Origin of the sequence: Micromonospora sp. S4605 (assembly GCF_003176715.1) — a bacterium.
Classification (GTDB): domain Bacteria; phylum Actinomycetota; class Actinomycetes; order Mycobacteriales; family Micromonosporaceae; genus Micromonospora; species Micromonospora echinaurantiaca.
Genome location: NZ_QGSW01000176.1, coordinates 1 through 16,476 on the forward strand (window position 1 = coordinate 1; position 16,476 = coordinate 16,476).

Consider the following 16,476-nt stretch of genomic DNA (forward strand, 5'->3'; position numbering starts at 1 on the left):
GCCGTGACCGGCTTCGGGCGGTCAGGCTTGATCCCTGCGCCGGTCACGGCGGGCCACACCCTCGTCGTGCTTGTCGGCCGCGTTGTCGGGCTTACCAGGAGCCGACGGCCTTGCCGTGGTTGATGCTTGGTGCGGGCGCCCTGTCGAGCTGCCCCGTTCATGGGACCACTGGGCTGGCGACGACCGGTCGTCGTGCTCGCGCACGATGTCCCGCGCCCCTGCAGACGGGCCGCGCGCCCCTACAGACGGGGCAGCTCTGAAGCGCCTGCGGATCCGCCGGCTGCTTCCCTGCCGGTGGGTGTTTGCAAACCCCCGAGGTCCACCCGGGCATCCGATATCCGAACATTCCGCGCATCCGCGCATCGGGCTCCGGGGGGCGTGCTGGCCCGTCGTCGTTTCGCCGATGTGGCGGTATCGACCCGTCCGGGATGGCCCCATATCGGCGACCCGGTGTCGATCACGCCGTCCAGCCCTTCGCCCGGGTCGGTGGTTCGACCCACCTGCTGGGGTGTTTGTCGGGTTTGGGGGTGTGACCGGTGGCATCCGGGTGGTGGAATCGGGGCCGGGTCGGGGGCGTTACATCATGCGGACGATCGAGCAAGGGCACGCCGCCGGCGCGGCCGGCCCGGCCCGGTGGGCTCGGCGGAATGATGGCGGGTGGCGGGTCGTTAGATCACCCGGCGATCGCAGCAACGGTCCCCGCCGGCCGAGCCAGTGTGGGTCCGGGGCCCCCGGAATGTTGGCGGGCGGCGGGTCGTTACATCCCCCGGCGATCGCAGCAGCGCCCCGCCTGGCTCCGGCTGGTCGAGGGTCGTGGCCTCGGAATGATGGTGGGCTGGCGGTCGTTACACACAGTCCGGCACCGCGGCTGGGCACCCCCGCCCCGCTGGTTTTGGTCGGGCGTCTGGCACCACGGGCATCCCCCCGCCCGGTGAGAGTGCCGAGTAGTTCTTCCCCCAAGTCTTGAGCGCCTGATGGTGCTTGCGCTACCTCGCCCGTCCCCCTGGGTTTGGTGGCGTCATCCCCCGAAGGAGCTTGTGATGAACACGATCATGCGTAAGAGCGTTCTGGGTATCGCTGGTCTGGCGTTCGCCGGTGGCATCTTCGCCGGCCCCGCCACCAACGCCGAGGCCGCCCCGGTCGAGGCCGTGGCCGTGAAGCCGGTCGCCGTGGTGCAGGCCGACAAGCCGGACATGGGCAAGCTGGTGCCGCATGGTGTGCAGGGTGAGCAGTCGCGGATCGACCTGAACGGTGAGCAGGTGGAGAACGTGAAGGCGATCATCGCGGCGACGAAGAAGTCCGACATGGACGAGCGGGCCGCCGTGGTGGCCATTGCCACCGCGCTGCAGGAGTCGAAGCTGGAGAACCTGGGTCACCTGGGTGACCGCAACGACCACGACTCGCAGGGCCTGTTCCAGCAGCGCCCGTCCTCGGGTTGGGGCACGGTGGAGCAGATCACCGACCCCGAGTACTCGACCATGGCGTTCCTGAAGGGTCTCAAGCAGGTCGACGGGTGGCAGGACATGCCGCTGACCAAGGCCGCGCAGACCGTGCAGGTGTCGGCCTACCCGTTCCACTACGCCCAGTGGGAGCAGCAGGCCGCCGACCTCGTCGCCAAGCACTGGAACAACTGACAACCGAACATGAAGGACTGTTGAAGGCTCCCTCCCCACTCCGGGGAGGGAGCCTTCGGCGTTTGGCCACCCGAGCCCGGGCCGGACCAGCAGTATGTCCGCCATGAAGGCAAAGGTCAGGATCGTGCTGCTGGTCGTTCTGCTCGTCGCCGGCTGCGACGCGCCGGAACGGCAGGTCGATACCCGGGTGCCGACCGGCGCGCCGGCGACCGCGAGCGCGGCGCCGACGCCGCGCACCGAGCTGACCGTGGTGGCCGCCGGTGACCTGCTGGTCCACCCGCCGCTCACCGAGCAGGCAGCCCTCGACGCCCGGCGTAACGGCCGCGCCGGTCACGACTTCACCGAGGTACTCGCGGCGGTCCGGCCCCGGGTCAGCGCCGCCGACCTCGCCATCTGCCACATGGAGACGCCACTGGCCGAACCCGACGGGCCGTTCACCGGTTGGCCAACCTTCAGCGTGCCGCCGCAGTTGGCCGACGCGGCGGCCTGGGCGGGCTTCGACACCTGCTCCACCGCCTCCAACCACTCGCTCGACACGGGAGTGGCGGGCATCGCCCGTACGCTGGACAACCTGGACCGGGTCGGGCTCCGGCACACCGGCACGGCCCGCAGCGCCGCGGAGGCCGCCCGGCCGAACGTCCTGGACGTGGGCGGGGTCAGGGTCGGGCAGCTGTCGTACACCCTGAGCTTCAACGGCATCGAGCTGCCGGCGGGCCGGCCGTGGGCGGCGAACCGGATCGACCAGGACGCCATCCTCGCCGAGGCCCGGCGTGCCCGGGCGGCCGGCGCCGAGATCGTCATCCTCTCCCTGCACTGGGGTACGGAGTACCAGAACGAACCGAACGGCGACCAGCTCGACCTCGCCCGGCTCCTGCTGGACTCGGACGAGATCGACCTGATCGTCGGCCACCACGCGCACGTGGTGCAGCCCTTCGAGAAGATCGGCTCGAAGTGGGTCGCCTACGGGATGGGCAACCTGACCACCCGGTTCGGCGACGGCTCACCGGAGAACACGCAGGACGCCGTGGTGCCGGAGTTCACCTTCCGCCGCACCGCCGCTGGACGGTGGGAGGTGACCGACGTGACCGTGCTGCCGACCTGGATGGAGTACCGGCCGGCGGCCCGGGTGGTCGACCTGGCCGCGGCCATGACGGATCCGCGCCTGTCGGCCGGGCAGCGGACCCACTACGCCCGGATCCACCAGCGGATCGTCGGCTACCTGGGCATGCGGGGCGCCATGGAGGCGGGGCTGCGCACGCCGCACTGACCCGGCCCGACGACCACTGGCCGTCGGGCCGGGACGCCGGCCGAAAGCAGCGCCGGTGGCCGTCGGGCCGGGGCAGGCCGGTGGCAGTCGGGCCGGGGTACCGGCTGGGAGAGCCCGGCGGGCTCAGCAGGCCGGGTAGAGGCGCCGGGTGCCGACGCCGGCGGCGTACGCGGCCCGGTCGCTGAACCGGCAGCCGTAGTCCGGCGCGGCGACCACCGCCGGGTCGGTCACGTCGTCGCCGGCGGGCCGCTTGCCGTGGCGTACCCAGGACACCAGGTCGTCCCAGGCGGCGCCGGCCTCGGCCGGGGTGAACTCGCAGTGCTGCGCGGCCCGGATGGCCCGCTGCACCACCAGCCGGCTCCGGCCGTGCTTCGCGACGTCCCGCGCGTACGCCTGCTCCATCGAGAAGGGCACGAACAGATCGCCGAGGTCGTGCAGGCTGACCACCGGCGCGGTCGGGCGGCCGGCGATCCGCGGCACCTCGGTCAGGGTCGGGGAGAGCCGCTGGCGCAGGTTCTCCGGCGCGACGCGCTGCACGGTGGCGTTCACGTCGACCGGAGAGTTCGGGGCGTACCGGGTGAACAGGTTGGTGGCGAGCTGCCCGGGGCGCTCGGCGGGCGAGTCGCCGCCGCTGGTGGTGCTGATCGCGAAGAGGAAGTCCTTCCAGACCGCGAAGGACGCGTCGGCGCCCGGTCGCGGGCCGCCGGAGCGGTTCACGGTGATGGCGCGCAGTTGCTTGCCCAGGTCGTTGGTGGTGTCCGGGCCGGTCGGGGTGAGCCCGGCCAGGCCGAGCGCCAGCTGGATCCGGGGCACCGCGTTGGTCAGGTAGTCGGCCGGGGTCGGGTACGCGCGCACCCCGGCGAGGGCCTGGGCGACCAGGTTGTAGTCGAGGAAGAAGTCGAGCAGCGTCTGGTCGCCGAGCACCCCGCACATCGGCAGCGCCCCGTCGTAGAAGCCCGAGTACTGCTCCAGCGAGCGGGCGATGATGTAGCCGCCCATCGACACCCCGGCCAGGTAGGTCCGGTGCGGCCGCTTGACCAGCCGCCCGAAGTGGGTGGCCAGGTCCTTGGTGCTGAGCACCCCGGAGCGGATGTCGAAGCCGTTGCTGTAGTAGGAGGAGGACGCCCAGGCGTACCCCTGCTCGATCAGCCGTTGCCGCAGGCCGAAGCCGGGCGGCTCGGGGGAGAGCACCTTCTCCTGGCCGCGGTAGCCGTGCGCCCAGAGCACCAGGTCGCCGTTCCACCGCGCGGGCACCTCGACGATGTAGCCGGCGTGCCGGTGCACGCCCTGCCGGACGGTGGTCGGCCGGCCGTCCACCACCAGCGGCTCCAGCGGCGGGTTGCTGATCGTGTAGCCGGGCAGCGGCTGGGAGCCGTCGGAGTGGCGGGCCGGGGCGGCGGCGGCCGGGGCGGCCCCGGCCAGCCCGGCCGCGAGGATCAGGGCGACGCCGGCGGCCAGCAGGCGGCGGGCGGTACGGGCGGGTGAGGACGGCATCGTTGCTCCACCTCGGACGGTGCCGCCCGTGGTCGGCGGCGGGACGGGTGCCTACCGGCCGGTAGTGCCCCTGAACCTAGGCCCGCTGTTCAACCGACGTCAATGGCTGACTGAGTGCTCGGTCAGATCACGCCCTGCGCCAGCATCGCCTCCGCCACCCGCCGGAACCCGTCGATGTTCGCGCCGGCCACGTAGTCGCCGGGCAGCCCGTACTCCTCGGCCGTGGCCCAGCAGCGGTCGTGGATGTCCCGCATGATCTCCCGCAGCCGCTGCTCGGTGTGGGCGAACGTCCACGAGTCCCGGCTGGCGTTCTGCTGCATCTCCAGCGCGCTCACCGCCACCCCGCCGGCGTTGGCCGCCTTGCCCGGCGCGAACCGCACCCCGGCCCGGCCCAGGATCCGCACCGCCTCCGGGGTGGTCGGCATGTTCGCGCCCTCCACCACCGCGACGCAGCCGCCGGCGACCAGCGCCGCGGCCTCCGCGCCGCCGATCTCGTTCTGCGTCGCGCACGGCAGCGCCAGCTCGCAGGGCACCTCCCAGACCGTACGGCCGGAGACGGCCACCGCGTGCGGCACGTGCCGCACGTAGTCGTCCAGCCGGGCGCGGCGTTCCTCCTTCAGCTCGCGCAGCAGTTCCAGGTCGATGCCCTTCTCGTCCAGCACGTAGCCGGTCGAGTCCGAGCAGGCCACCACCCGGCCGCCGAGCTGGTGCACCTTCTCGATCGCGTAGATCGCCACGTTGCCCGAGCCGGACACCACCACCCGCTTGCCCGCCAGGCCGTCCCCGGCCTGCCGGAGCATCTCCTCGGCGAAGAAGACCGCCCCGTAGCCGGTCGCCTCCCGGCGCGCCTGCGCGCCCCCGTAGGCCAGGCCCTTGCCGGTCAGCACGCCGGCGTCGTACCGGTTGGTGATCCGCCGGTACTGGCCGAACAGGTAGCCGATCTCCCGGTAGCCCACCCCGATGTCGCCGGCCGGTACGTCGGTCTGCGGGCCGATGTGCCGGTACAGCTCGGTCATGAAGCTCTGGCAGAACCGCATCACCTCGCGGTCCGAGCGGCCCTTCGGGTCGAAGTCCGCGCCGCCCTTGCCGCCGCCGATCGGCAACCCGGTCAGCGCGTTCTTGAAGATCTGCTCGAAGCCGAGGAACTTGACGATGCCGAGGTAGACCGACGGGTGGAAGCGCAGGCCGCCCTTGAACGGGCCGAGCGCGCTGTTGAACTCCACCCGGAAGCCCCGGTTCACCTGCACCCGGCCGTGGTCGTCCTCCCACGGCACCCGGAAGATGACCTGCCGTTCCGGCTCGCAGATCCGCTCGACGATCCGCGCCTCGGCGTACTCCGGGTGGCGGGCCAGCGCCGGGCCGATGCTCTCCAGCACCTCGCGCACCGCCTGGTGGAACTCCGGCTCACCCGGGTTGCGGGCCACCACGCTGGCGAACACCGTCTCGACGGTCTCCGGCATACCGACACGTCCCTTCGCTTTCTGGCAGCCCCGTTGCTACCACCGCGTCGGCGTACCCGCCAACCGTCCCGAAATACGGACAGTCACCGTGGTCCGGTTCACCGCCCCGGCCGCGCCGCCAGGTCCAGGCCCGCGTCGGGGGGTCGTGAGCGTACAGTCGGGCGGTGGAACGTACCGAATCGATGCCGGCACAGACCCGACCGCCGGGCGTGGCCACGGTCGATCCCGGCAGCGTGCTGCTGCCCGGCCACGACGTCCCGCTGGGCCGCTACACCACCGTGCGTCGGCTGCTGCCGCAGCGGCAGCGGCGGCTGGTCGGGGCGTGGTGCTTCGTCGACCACTTCGGCCCGGACGACGTCGCCGAGCGGCCGGGCATGGAGGTCCCGCCGCACCCGCACACCGGGTTGCAGACGGTCACCTGGCTGCTGGACGGCGAGATCCTGCACCGGGACAGCCTGGGCAGCGTCCAGCCGATCCGGCCCGGCCAGCTGAACGTGATGACCTCCGGGCACGGCATCGCGCACTCCGAGCGCTCACCCGCGGAACACCCGCCGCTGATGCACGGCGTGCAGCTCTGGGTGGCGCTGCCCGACCCGGCGCGCGCCGGTGACCCCGACTTCGCCCACCACGGCGACCTGCCCCGCTGGGCCGACGGCGAGCTGGACGTCACCCTGCTCGTCGGCGAGCTGGGCGGGGAACGCTCCCCGGCGGTGGTGCACACCCCGCTGCTCGGCGCGCAGCTGGAGCTGCGCGGTCCGGCGCCGGCCGCGCTGCCGCTGCGCCCGGACTTCGAGTACGGCCTGCTGGCCATGTCGGGCTCCGCCGAGGTGGACGGGGTGTCGTTCGCCCCCGGCGCGCTGCTCTACCTCGGCACCGGCCGGGACCGGCTGACCCTGCGCGGCGAGCCCGGCAGCCAGCTGCTGCTGCTCGGCGGGACGCCGTTCGACGAGCCGCTGGTGATGTGGTGGAACTTCGTCGGCCGTTCGCACGAGGAGGTCGCCGCCGCCCGGGAGGACTGGATGGCCGGGCGCCGGTTCGGCGTCGTCGCCGACGACCCGGCCCCGCCGCTGCCCGCGCCCGCGCTGCCCACCACCCGGCTCAAGGCCCGCGACCGCAGCGGCGGCGTGCACGGCTGACCCCGTTCCGGCAGGCGTGGCCGGCGGCGACGCGGGTAGTCGCGGGCATGCCGACCAGTGCCATCTCCAGCATCGAGGACAAGAAGCGCCTGGTACGCCGGCTCGCCGGCAGTGGGCGCGGGTTCGCCGAGCAGTACGGCTTCCGGGTCATCAACAACCCGTCCAACCTGTTCCAGCTGCTCTGTCTCTCCGTCCTGCTGGCCCGCCGGGGTGACTTCCGGCGAGCCGTGGACAGCGCCCGCGCGCTGCCCGAGAACGGGTGGGACAGCGCCGCCCGGCTGGCCCGTTCGCTGCACGCCGACCGGGCCCGGGTGCTGCGCGAGGCCGGTCAGCGCGGCGACGTGGACGCGCTGGCCACCGTTCTCGGCGACCTCGCCCAGACGGTGGTGGACCGCTACCGGGGCGACCTGCGCCGGCTGCGCGCGCTGGCGCACCACGACCCGGCCCGCGAGCGGAAGCTGCTCACCGACCTGCCCGGGGTGGACGACGAGGTGGTCGAGCTGTTCCTGCGGGAGGCGCAGGCGCTGTGGCGGGAGGTGGCGCCGGTGGCCGACCGGCGGGCCCTCGTCGCGGCCCGCAAGCTCGGGCTCGGACGCTCCGCCGACGACCTGGCCGGGCTGGCCGGCAGCGGCGAGTCGGAGCGGCTCGCCTGGCTGGTCGGGGCGCTGGCCCGGGTGGACCTGGAACACCGGTACGCGGAGGTGGCCGGCTGATCTGGTGGAGTGGACTGGCCCACAGTTCCGCATTTTCTGACCGTAAGGATGATCCCTATCGTATGATGATCGCGGCAGTGATGCCCGCCCGGTTCGGGTGTACGTCACCGCCTGGCGGCCGCGATCCGGTTCGGGCGCGTTCGCCCAGGTCAGGTGTTTGTGGGGCGCCCCCGGTCGCGGTTCGCGACCCGGGGCGCCCGCCTGTCTGTGCCGCCTGTCTGCCGCCCCCACTGATCCATTCCGACGACGATGAGCGCCCTGACGGCGCACGGAGGGAATCCCGGACCGCTGCCGGTCGCGAGGTGGCGCGACCGGGGCAGCCCGGGTGCGGGTACCGGCAGGGGTCAGATGCCGCGCAGGTGCTGCGAGACGCGCTGGTGCTTGTCCCGGGCCTGCGCCGCCCGCTGGGACGCGCTCAGCTCGGGGGCGGCGTCGATGGCCGCGGAGCGGGCCACCTCGTTGCCGTTGGCGTAGTCCACCGGCGGCAGGGCGCGCAACGCCTTGAGCACCTCCGGCGGGGCGCCCTCCCGCTCCGCCTCGCGGACCACGTCGTCCTTGCCGGCCGGATAGTCCAGGCTCGACAGGTACTGCAGCACGTCGGCGTAACTCGCCATGGTGTCGGCTCCTCGGGCATCGATCCGGTCACGACCGGCGGCGGTTACCCGCCCAGCCGGCCGGCACGCGCCGTCCGGCCGGAAATCCGGCGCCGTTTCCCGGCCCGGTCGGCGGGTACGCGCACCCACCGAGCCGAGGAGCACGCGATGAACTACGACACCTTCATCGACCAGGTCGCCCAACGCACCCGGACCCCGTCCGAGCGGGCCGTCGCGCTGACCCGGGCCACCCTGGAGACGCTCGCCGAGCGGCTGACCGGCGGGGAGGTGCTGGACCTGGCCGTCCAGTTGCCCAAGCCGCTCCAGCTGGTGCTCAAGCCCAGCCCGCGTACCGAGTCGGCGGACCGGTTCGGCGGCGCCGAGTTCGTCGCCCGGGTCGCGCTGCGCGCCGGCGTCGACGAGCCGGCCGCCCGGGACGGCGCGCGGGCGGTCTTCGTCACCCTCCGCGAGGCGATCAGCGGCGGCGAGTTCGACGACGTGGCGGCCCAACTGCCGCGCGACTACCGGGAGCTGGTCGAGCCGGCGATGGCCCCCGGCGCGACGCTGCGCCGCTCCTGACCAACCGGTCCGTCGAGGCGGGGCGGCGCTCAGGCGATCGCGTCGGCCGCCCGCAGGTCGGCGATCCGCAGCGCGTCGAAGCCCGCCTCGACCAGCACCTCGTCGGTGTGCTCGCCGGGCTGCGGCGGCGGCCGGCGCAGCGCCGTCGGGGTGCCGGAGAACCGGGGCGCCGGCGCTGGCTGGGTCACCCCGTCCCGCTCCACGAAGGTGCCCCGCGCGGCCAGGTGCGGGTGCCCGGGCGCCTCCCGCCAGTCCAGCACCGGCGCCACGCAGGCGTCCGAGGCGCCGAGCAGTGCGGTCCACTCGTCCCGGCTGCGGGTGCGGAACAGCCGTGCCCAGGCCGCCCGCAGCGCCGGCCAGTTCGCCGGATCGGTGCGGTCCAGCGCCTCGTCCGGGTGCAGCGGGAAACCCGAGCGGCGCACCAGCTCGTCGTAGAACTTCGGCTCCAGCGCGCCGACCGCCAGGTAGCGGCCGTCGGCGCACTCGTACGTGTCGTAGAAGGGCGCCCCGCCGTCGAGCAGGTTCACCCCGCGCGGGTCCTGCCACATGCCGAGCCGCCGCAGCGCGTGGATCTGCGTGCTGAGCACCGCCACGCCGTCCACGATGGCCGCGTCGACCACCTGGCCGGTGGCGCCGCCGCGCACCGCGTACAGGGCGGCGACCAGGCCGAGGGCCAGCATCATCCCGCCGCCGCCGAAGTCGCCGAGCAGGTTCATCGGCGGCACCGGGCGCTCGCCGGCCCGGCCGATGCCGTGCAGCGCCCCGGTCAGCGCCAGGTAGTCGATGTCGTGCCCGGCGTACGGGGCGACCGGCCCGTCCTGCCCCCAGCCGGTCATCCGCCCGTAGACCAGCCGGGGGTTCGCCGCGAGGCAGTGCGCCGGACCGACACCCAGCCGCTCGGTCACCCCCGGCCGGAAGCCCTCGATCAGCGCGTCCGCGCCGGCCACCAGGGCGAGCACCACCTCCCGGCCACCGGCGGACTTCAGGTCGACGGCGACCGAGCGGCGGCCCCGGTTGAGCAGGTCCGGATGCGGGGTGCCGAAGGCGGCCGGGTCCACGTCGGAGACCCGGTCCACCCGGACCACGTCGGCGCCCAGGTCGGCGAGCATCATCGCGGCGAACGGACCCGGGCCGATACCGGCCAGCTCCACCACCCGTACGCCGGCGAGCGGGCCGGCCGGGACGTCCTCGGTCATCGGGCCACGATAGGCGTTGGCGGGTTTGCGCCGGAAGGGGCCGGGAATCCCACGCCGGCCCGGGCTGGCTCCGGCATCCCGCCCGGGCGGGCTCCGGCGCGGGCGGGGGAGGCGGCGTGGTCGACGACCGGATCAGGGTGGCCGTGCTGCACGGCCCGGCGCCACCGGAGCAGGACGGAGTGAGCGACTACGTGCGGCACCTGCTGGCCGCGCTGCCCGACGTCGGGGTCGAGGCCACCGGCGTGCCGGTGCGGCCGGACGGCGACGGTTGGGCGAGGGCCACCGCCCGGGCCGCCCGCGCGGTCCGCCAGCTGGCCCCGGACCTCGTGCACGTCCAGTTCGCGCCCGCCGCGTACCGCTTCTCCGGGCAGCCCGGCCTGCTGCCGCTGCGGCTGCCCCGAGCCGTCCCGCTGGTCACCACCCTGCACGAGTACGGCTCGTGGGCCTGGCCCGGTTGGCTGCCCGGGCGGCTCTGGTCGGCGGTGGAACGGACCCGCCGCTGGGACCGGGAGTCCGGCCGGCTGGTGCCGGCCAGCGCCGCGGTGATCGTCACCAACTCCGGTCACGCGGCGGTGCTGCGGGCCCGTACCGGGCGGGAGGCCACCCGGATCCCGCTCGCCCCGAACGTCGCCGACCAGGTGGGCGCGCCCACCGCCGGGCACCGGCTGCGCGCGGAGCTGGGCCTGCCCGAGGGCGCGCCGGTACTGGTGTTCTTCGGCTTCGTGCACCCGGTCAAGGGGGTGCGCTACCTGATCGAGGCGCTGCCCGCGCTGCGCCGCGACCACCCCGAGCTGCGGCTGCTGGTGGTGGGCGGGTTCACCGCCCAGGCCATGCCCGAGCCCGAGGCCCGCGCGTTCCGGGCGGAACTGACCACCCTGGCCGCCCGGCACGGGGTCGCCGACGCGGTCACCTTCACCGGGCACCTGCCCGCCGAGCGGGTCTCCGCCACCCTGCACGCCGCCGACGTCGCGGTGCTGCCGTTCACCGCCGGGGTGAGCACGAAGAGCGGGGCGCTGCTGGCCACGCTCACCCACGACCTGCCGACCGCGGTGACGCTGCCCGAGTCCGGCGACGACGAACTGGCCCGCAGCGGGGCGGTGGCGGTCATCCGGGAACGCCGGGACGCCGCCGCCGTCGCCCGTACGGTCGGCAAGCTGCTCGCCGACCCGGTGCTGCGCCGACGGCTCGCCGAGCGCGGCCGGGCCTTCGCCGCCGCGTACTCCTGGCCGCGGGTGGCCGCCGCGCACCGCGACCTCTACCGGCGGACCCTGGCGGTCGCCGGTGCCTGACCGGGGTCCGGACATCCTGGTGGTCGACCTGCTCGGCGGGATCGGCGACCTGCTGATCCTGCTGCCGGCGGTGCACGGCCTCGGCCGCCGCCACCCGGGGGCCCGGATCCGGGTGCTCACCCACGAGCCGGGAGCGGAACTGGTGCGCGCCGACCCGGCCGTCGCCGAGGTGCGCACCCCGCGGCACGGCCGGCCCGGGGCGGAGCGGGACGCGGTGGTCGAGGCGCTCGCCGCCCGCCGCCCGGACCTGGCGGTCAGCACCACCCGCTACGACGGCATCCCGGAGCTGCTGTCGGCGGCGGCCACCCGGGCGGTGACCGACCTGTGGCGCCGGCCCCCGCCGGACCAGCCGGTCGGCGCCCGCTACCTGGAGATCCTGCACGCCGAAGGGCTGCTGGACGCCGCGGACCGGGCCGCCCGGCCCCGGGTGCACGTCCCGGCGTACGCCCGGGCCGCCGGGGAGCGGGTCGTCGACCGGCTGGTCGGTGACCCGCTGGCGCCGCCGGTGGTGCTGGTCACCGACGCGGGCATGGCGGTGAAGCGCTGGCCGGACCCGCACTGGCGGCGGTTGGCCGGCGAGCTGGCCCGGCGTGGGCACCCGGTGCTGATCGTCGGCCCGGTGCCGGCCGCGGACCCGCTCGGGGTTCCGTTGCCCCGCGCCGACCTGCCCACCCTGGCCGGGCAGTTCGCCGCGGTCGCGCGTCGGGGCGGGGTGGTGGTCGGTCCGGACACCGGCCCGGTACGGCTCGCCGCGGCCGCCGGGGCGGCCACGGTCGCCCTCTTCGGTCCCACCGACGCCCGGCGGTACGGCGTCGGCGGGGCCGACCTGCAAGGGCTGCCCGGCTGTGCGCACCGCCGGCCCACCGCGATCACCGAACAGCCCTGCTGGTGGGCGGCGCGCTGCCCGCTGGACCCGGCCGGCCCGGCCTGCATGGCCGCGCTGGACGTCGACCGCGTCCTCGCCGCGGTCGTCGCCCGCTGACCGGCCCCACGGGGTGCCGCTTGGCGCGCGGAATCAGCCTGGCCTAACCTTGTCGCCACGAGGGGAGTACTTCCCACGAACCATTCCGGTCAGTACGGCGGGCCCCGGAGCGCGCCTCGGGTGGTTGCCCACGAAAGGTGGGTGAAGGAGACCTCGAACATGTCACCGTGTTCGAGGAGGCTCCATGTCCGGTTCGTCATATCTTGCCGCGGCCGAGATCCAGTCGGTCGGCACCCCCGGCCTGTGGGGGATCACGATCGCCGGCGTGCTCGCGCTGCTGGTGCTCGACTTCCTGGTCACTCGCCGCCCGCACGAGGTGTCGCTGCGCGAGGCGCTCGGCTGGTCCGCCTTCTACATCGCCCTGCCGCTCGCCTTCGGCGTCTGGGTCTGGTCCCGGTACGGATCCAAGCAGGGCATCGACTACCTCACCGGTTACCTGGTGGAGAAGTCGCTCTCGGTCGACAACCTCTTCGTCTTCATGCTGCTGCTGGCCGCGTTCGCGGTGCCCGCCGTCCTCGCCCAGCGGGTCCTGCTCTACGGCATCGCCGGCGCGCTGGTGCTCCGGGCGGTCTTCATCGCGCTCGGCGCCGCCGCCCTGCAGACCCTCGACTTCGCCTTCCTGCTCTTCGCCGCCATCCTCATCGTCACCGCGATCAAGCTGCTGCGCGACGCCCTCTCCGGGCACCAGCAGGAGGTGGACATCAACAAGATGCGGTCGGTGCGGGTGCTGCGTCGGTTCATGCCGGTGACCGACGACTACCACGGCACCCGGATGATTATCCGGGAGCACGGCCGGCGGACGCTGACCCCGCTCGCCCTCGTGGTGGTCGCGGTGCTCGCCACCGACGTGGTCTTCGCGGTCGACTCGGTGCCGGCGGTCTACGGCATCACCGAGGACCCGTACCTGGTCTTCGCGACCAACGCGTTCGCCCTGCTCGGCCTGCGGGCGCTCTACTTCGTGCTGCACGCCGCGCTGAGCCGGCTGGTCCACCTCACCTACGGCCTGGCCGTCATCCTGGCCTTCATCGGCGTGAAGCTCGCCCTGCACTGGGCGCACGGCATCTGGACGGGCGTGCCGGAGATCCCCACCCTGGCCTCGCTCGGCGTGATCATCGCGGTGCTGGTGGTCGTCACCATCACCAGCCTGCGCGCCACCCGCACCACCGTCGGCGAGCGGGAGGTCGTCGCGGAGCGGCGCTGAACGGGTCACCCGGCCCGGTCGGCTCCACCCGACCGCCCCCTGCGACGTCAGCCGGGGTGGTACGACTGACGGGTGGGAATCGTGTCACCAGGCTTCCAGGGCCGGCCCCGCTCCGCGGAGCCGGCCCTGCCGCCGGGGCAGTACCTGACCCAGGACTTCCCGGTGCTCTCCGCGGGCCCGACCCCGAAGGTGCCGCTGGACACCTGGGAGTTCGTCATCACCGCCGAGACCGGCGCCGAGTACCGGTGGACTTGGGACGAGCTGATGGCGTTGCCCCAGGAGACGCCGACGGTGGACATCCACTGCGTGACCCGCTGGTCCAAGCGGGACACCACCTGGCAGGGCGTCTCGCTGGACACGCTGCTCGACGGCGTCGACACCGGTGCGCACTACGTGCAGGCCCACTCGTACGGCGGCTACACCACCAACCTCCCCCTGGACGACCTGCGCGGCGGGCGGGCCTGGGTGGCGCACACCTTCGAGGGGCGCCCGCTGCCCGCCGAGCACGGCGGCCCGGCCCGGCTGCTGGTGCCGCACCTGTACTTCTGGAAGTCGGCCAAGTGGGTGCGCGGCATCCGGCTGACCCCCACCGACGAGCCCGGATTCTGGGAGACCGCCGGCTACCACGACTACGGGGACCCGTGGCGTGAGCAGCGGTACCAGGGCGATTGACCGCGCCGCTGCGCTGGCGGGTGGCCCGGCTCGCGGAGCGCCGGGTCGAGACGCCGAGCGCGCAGACCCTGGTGCTGGAGGTGCCCGACTGGCCGGGGCACCTGCCCGGGCAGCACGTCGACCTGCGGCTCACCGCCGAGGACGGCTACCAGGCGGCGCGGTCGTACTCGGTGGCCGGGCCGGTGGCCGACGGGCCCGGCGGGCCGCGGATCGAGGTGACCGTCCAGCGGGTGCCGGACGGCGAGGTGTCGCCGTACCTGATCGACACGTACGCCGAGGGTGACCCGGTCGAGGTGCGCGGCCCGGTCGGCGGCTGGTTCGTCTGGCGGCCGGCGGAGACCGCGCCGGTGCTGCTGATCGGCGGCGGCTCGGGCGTGGTGCCGCTGATGGCGATGATCCGGGCCCGCCGGGCGGCCGGCAACCGGGCGCCGTTCCGGCTGCTCTACTCGGTACGCACCCCCGACGACGTGATCTACGCCGACGAGTTGCGCCGCCGGGCCCGGGACGACTTCGGCCTCGACGTGGCGTACGTCTACACCCGGCAGGCGCCGCCGGGGTGGCGGGGCGAGCCGCACCGGATCGGGCTGGCCGACGTGAACAGCCACGGCTGGCCGCCGGACCTGGAACCGCTCTGCTACGTCTGCGGCCCGACCGGGTTCGTGGAGACCGTGGCGGACCTGCTGGTCGGGCTGGGGCACCAGAGCCGGCGGGTGAAGACCGAACGGTTCGGCCCCACCGGCTGAGCGTCGAGGAGGCACCATGACCGACATGTCCTACCTGGACGGCAACATGCTCGACGGCCCGCTCCGTGAGCTGTTCGCCGTCGACCTGAGCACCGCCAGCGGCCGGTGCGAGAACTGCGGCATGCTCGGCCCGATGGCCGGCCTGCAGGTCTACTCGCACGCTCCCGGCCTGGTCGGGCGCTGCCCGAACTGCTCCGGGGTGATGCTGCGCCTGGTCCGCTCGCCGGACCGGGCCTGGCTGGACCTGCGCGGCAGCACCTATCTCCAGGTGCCGATGCCGCTGGACCAGCCGCACCCCGGTCCGCTCTGACCGACCGGTCCGCCGCCGGCCCACCAGGCCGGTGGCCGCACTTGGCCCGCGCAGCCCGGTGAGCAGGGCCGGTCCGGCCAGCCCGCTCGGCACGTCTTCGGCCGGGTCCGGCAGGGCCGGTCCGCCACGGGTCGCGGGGCCGGCCCGAGGCCGGCGCGGCCGGTAGGTTCGACGGATGCCGGCGCCGCCCACCTCCGTGCTCGCCGACCTGCTCGCCCGCGTCGCCGGGGGACCGGTGCGGATCGGCGCGGCCACCCCGGCGGCGGCCGGTTGGTCGGCCGACCGGGCGGCGTACCCCTGGCTGTCGCGGGTGGCGGTGCACGGCCCGCCGGGATGGCCGATGCGGTCCGTGGTGGTGAAGACCCGACGGCCGGACCGGGGCCGGCCGGGCGACCCGGTGCGGGAGCGGGTGGCGCTGGAGTTCCTGGCCGAGGTGGGCTGCGCGGTGGGCCCGCGGGTGCTCGCGTACGACGACCGGCTCGGCCTGCTGGTGCTGGAGGACCTCGGCGCCGGGCCCGGGTTGGAGGACCTGCTGGTCGGGACCGACCCGGACCGGGCGACCCGGGGTTTCGTCGCGCTGGCCGAGGCCGCCGGCCGGCTGCACGCGGCCACCCGGGGCCGCCAGGACGCCTTCCGCGAGCGGCTCGCCGCCGCCGGCCGCCGCGCCCCGGCCGACCACGACCGCAGCGTCCTGGCCGGCACGCCGTTCGCCGGCTGGTGGGCGGCGGTGGCCGCGCTGGCCGGCGCGGACGGGCCGTTGCCGGCGGTGGGCGGGGCGTACCGCGACGCGGCGCGGCTGGTGACCTGGCTGACCGACCCGGCGCCGGCACCGGTGCTCGGCACCGGCGACCTCGCCCCGCAGAACTGTCGGCTGGACGCGGGCAGCGCCCGGCTGCTGGACTTCGAAGGCGCCCGGTTCCAGTCGTCGTACGTCGAGGCGGCGCACCTGCGGCTGCCGTTCTACGGCGCGCCGTGCTGGTCCCGGGTGCCGGTCGAGGTGGGCCGCCGGGTGGAGCGCGCCTACCGGGCGGCCGCCGGTCAGCGTGACGATGCAGCCTGGGCGGCCGGGATGGCCGCCGCCACCGCCGCCTGGGCCGTCGTGCGGCTGGCCCGGCTGCCGAAGCTGCTCGCCGCCGACCCGCCGCACCCGATGGGCTTCTCCCGCCGGGGGCAACTGCTGGACACCCTCCGGGTGGCCGTCGACGCC

General features: G+C 74.6%; 16 protein-coding genes. 12 read left to right on the top strand and 4 right to left on the bottom strand.

Translation table 11 applies throughout. The features are described from left to right. Positions 1-1,040 precede the first annotated feature (1,040 nt). Together DLJ47_RS13260 and DLJ47_RS13265 are read left to right on the top strand one after the other, a co-directional pair. Entirely contained in the window at positions 1,041-1,634 is a 594-nt protein-coding gene (locus DLJ47_RS13260) for a hypothetical protein (RefSeq protein WP_109900328.1), read from the top strand. 103 nt (positions 1,635-1,737) lie between these two features. Then, the gene (locus tag DLJ47_RS13265) at positions 1,738-2,901 is read left to right on the top strand and encodes a CapA family protein (protein ID WP_109900329.1); all 1,164 of its coding nucleotides are present in this window, start codon (positions 1,738-1,740) and stop codon (positions 2,899-2,901) included. 123 nt (positions 2,902-3,024) lie between these two features. Here the strand turns inward: DLJ47_RS13265 and DLJ47_RS13270 are convergent, their stop codons facing one another. Both DLJ47_RS13270 and gdhA read right to left on the bottom strand, forming a co-directional pair. Then, entirely contained in the window at positions 3,025-4,395 is a 1,371-nt protein-coding gene (locus tag DLJ47_RS13270) for an alpha/beta hydrolase family protein (protein WP_109900330.1), read from the bottom strand. A 122-nt stretch (positions 4,396-4,517) separates the two neighbouring features. After that, entirely contained in the window at positions 4,518-5,855 is a 1,338-nt protein-coding gene (gene gdhA / locus DLJ47_RS13275; RefSeq protein ID WP_109900331.1) for an NADP-specific glutamate dehydrogenase, read from the bottom strand. Positions 5,856-6,019: 164 nt separating this feature from the next. Here gdhA and DLJ47_RS13280 point away from each other — a divergent pair, with 164 nt between their 5' ends. Together DLJ47_RS13280 and DLJ47_RS13285 are read left to right on the top strand one after the other, a co-directional pair. Further along, positions 6,020-6,991, top strand: coding sequence for a pirin family protein (locus DLJ47_RS13280; RefSeq protein WP_109900332.1), 972 nt, complete (start codon positions 6,020-6,022; stop codon positions 6,989-6,991). A gap of 47 nt (positions 6,992-7,038) precedes the next feature. After that, positions 7,039-7,704: a hypothetical protein gene (locus tag DLJ47_RS13285; protein WP_109900333.1), complete on the top strand. Its 666-nt coding sequence runs from the start codon at positions 7,039-7,041 to the stop codon at positions 7,702-7,704. A gap of 344 nt (positions 7,705-8,048) precedes the next feature. Here the strand turns inward: DLJ47_RS13285 and DLJ47_RS13290 are convergent, their stop codons facing one another. Beyond that, positions 8,049-8,318 carry a DUF2795 domain-containing protein gene (locus tag DLJ47_RS13290; protein WP_109900334.1) on the bottom strand — a complete coding sequence of 90 codons (270 nt, stop codon included), beginning with the start codon at positions 8,316-8,318 and terminating at the stop codon, positions 8,049-8,051. Between the two features lie 147 nt (positions 8,319-8,465). On the opposite strand from DLJ47_RS13290, the gene DLJ47_RS13295 reads away from it, so the two are divergent. Further along, positions 8,466-8,876, top strand: a complete 411-nt coding sequence (locus DLJ47_RS13295; RefSeq protein WP_109900335.1) for a DUF2267 domain-containing protein — start codon at positions 8,466-8,468, stop codon at positions 8,874-8,876. 29 nt (positions 8,877-8,905) lie between these two features. On the opposite strand, the gene DLJ47_RS13300 is transcribed toward DLJ47_RS13295, so the two are convergent. Beyond that, complete coding sequence (locus DLJ47_RS13300) at positions 8,906-10,072, bottom strand: CaiB/BaiF CoA transferase family protein (protein ID WP_109900336.1); 1,167 nt, start codon at positions 10,070-10,072, stop codon at positions 8,906-8,908. Positions 10,073-10,188: 116 nt separating this feature from the next. Between DLJ47_RS13300 and DLJ47_RS13305 the strand changes: the two genes are divergently transcribed. The 7 genes from DLJ47_RS13305 to DLJ47_RS13335 all read left to right on the top strand — a co-directional run. Next, positions 10,189-11,361 carry a glycosyltransferase family 4 protein gene (locus DLJ47_RS13305; RefSeq protein ID WP_109900337.1) on the top strand — a complete coding sequence of 391 codons (1,173 nt, stop codon included), beginning with the start codon at positions 10,189-10,191 and terminating at the stop codon, positions 11,359-11,361. Next, entirely contained in the window at positions 11,354-12,343 is a 990-nt protein-coding gene (locus DLJ47_RS13310) for a glycosyltransferase family 9 protein (protein WP_109900338.1), read from the top strand. Before DLJ47_RS13305 ends, DLJ47_RS13310 begins: the two co-directional genes overlap by 8 nt. A 184-nt stretch (positions 12,344-12,527) precedes the next feature. Continuing rightward, positions 12,528-13,544, top strand: coding sequence for a TerC family protein (locus DLJ47_RS13315; RefSeq protein WP_109900339.1), 1,017 nt, complete (start codon positions 12,528-12,530; stop codon positions 13,542-13,544). Positions 13,545-13,625: 81 nt separating this feature from the next. Then, a complete protein-coding gene (locus tag DLJ47_RS13320) occupies positions 13,626-14,216 on the top strand; it encodes a sulfite oxidase-like oxidoreductase (RefSeq protein ID WP_199235822.1) in 591 nt (196 codons plus the stop codon). Then, positions 14,213-14,959, top strand: coding sequence for a ferredoxin reductase (locus tag DLJ47_RS13325; protein WP_109900341.1), 747 nt, complete (start codon positions 14,213-14,215; stop codon positions 14,957-14,959). Before DLJ47_RS13320 ends, DLJ47_RS13325 begins: the two co-directional genes overlap by 4 nt. A gap of 16 nt (positions 14,960-14,975) precedes the next feature. Then, a complete protein-coding gene (locus DLJ47_RS13330) occupies positions 14,976-15,269 on the top strand; it encodes a DUF6510 family protein (RefSeq protein WP_109900342.1) in 294 nt (97 codons plus the stop codon). 175 nt (positions 15,270-15,444) lie between these two features. Then, positions 15,445-16,476, top strand: a 1,032-nt coding sequence (locus DLJ47_RS13335; RefSeq protein WP_199235821.1) for a hypothetical protein, incomplete at its 3' end; no start/stop codon positions are given.

What these genes read in the sequence shown, in the direction of transcription:
- DLJ47_RS13260 (WP_109900328.1), top strand. Translation starts at nt 1,041, where the DNA reads ATGAACACGATCATGCGTAAGAGCGTTCTGGGTATCGCTGGTCTGGCG.
- DLJ47_RS13265 (WP_109900329.1), top strand. Translation starts at nt 1,738, where the DNA reads ATGAAGGCAAAGGTCAGGATCGTGCTGCTGGTCGTTCTGCTCGTCGCC.
- DLJ47_RS13270 (WP_109900330.1), bottom strand. Translation starts at nt 4,395, where the DNA reads ATGCCGTCCTCACCCGCCCGTACCGCCCGCCGCCTGCTGGCCGCCGGC.
- gdhA (WP_109900331.1), bottom strand. Translation starts at nt 5,855, where the DNA reads ATGCCGGAGACCGTCGAGACGGTGTTCGCCAGCGTGGTGGCCCGCAAC.
- DLJ47_RS13285 (WP_109900333.1), top strand. Translation starts at nt 7,039, where the DNA reads ATGCCGACCAGTGCCATCTCCAGCATCGAGGACAAGAAGCGCCTGGTA.
- DLJ47_RS13290 (WP_109900334.1), bottom strand. Translation starts at nt 8,318, where the DNA reads ATGGCGAGTTACGCCGACGTGCTGCAGTACCTGTCGAGCCTGGACTAT.
- DLJ47_RS13295 (WP_109900335.1), top strand. Translation starts at nt 8,466, where the DNA reads ATGAACTACGACACCTTCATCGACCAGGTCGCCCAACGCACCCGGACC.
- DLJ47_RS13300 (WP_109900336.1), bottom strand. Translation starts at nt 10,072, where the DNA reads ATGACCGAGGACGTCCCGGCCGGCCCGCTCGCCGGCGTACGGGTGGTG.
- DLJ47_RS13315 (WP_109900339.1), top strand. Translation starts at nt 12,528, where the DNA reads ATGTCCGGTTCGTCATATCTTGCCGCGGCCGAGATCCAGTCGGTCGGC.
- DLJ47_RS13330 (WP_109900342.1), top strand. Translation starts at nt 14,976, where the DNA reads ATGACCGACATGTCCTACCTGGACGGCAACATGCTCGACGGCCCGCTC.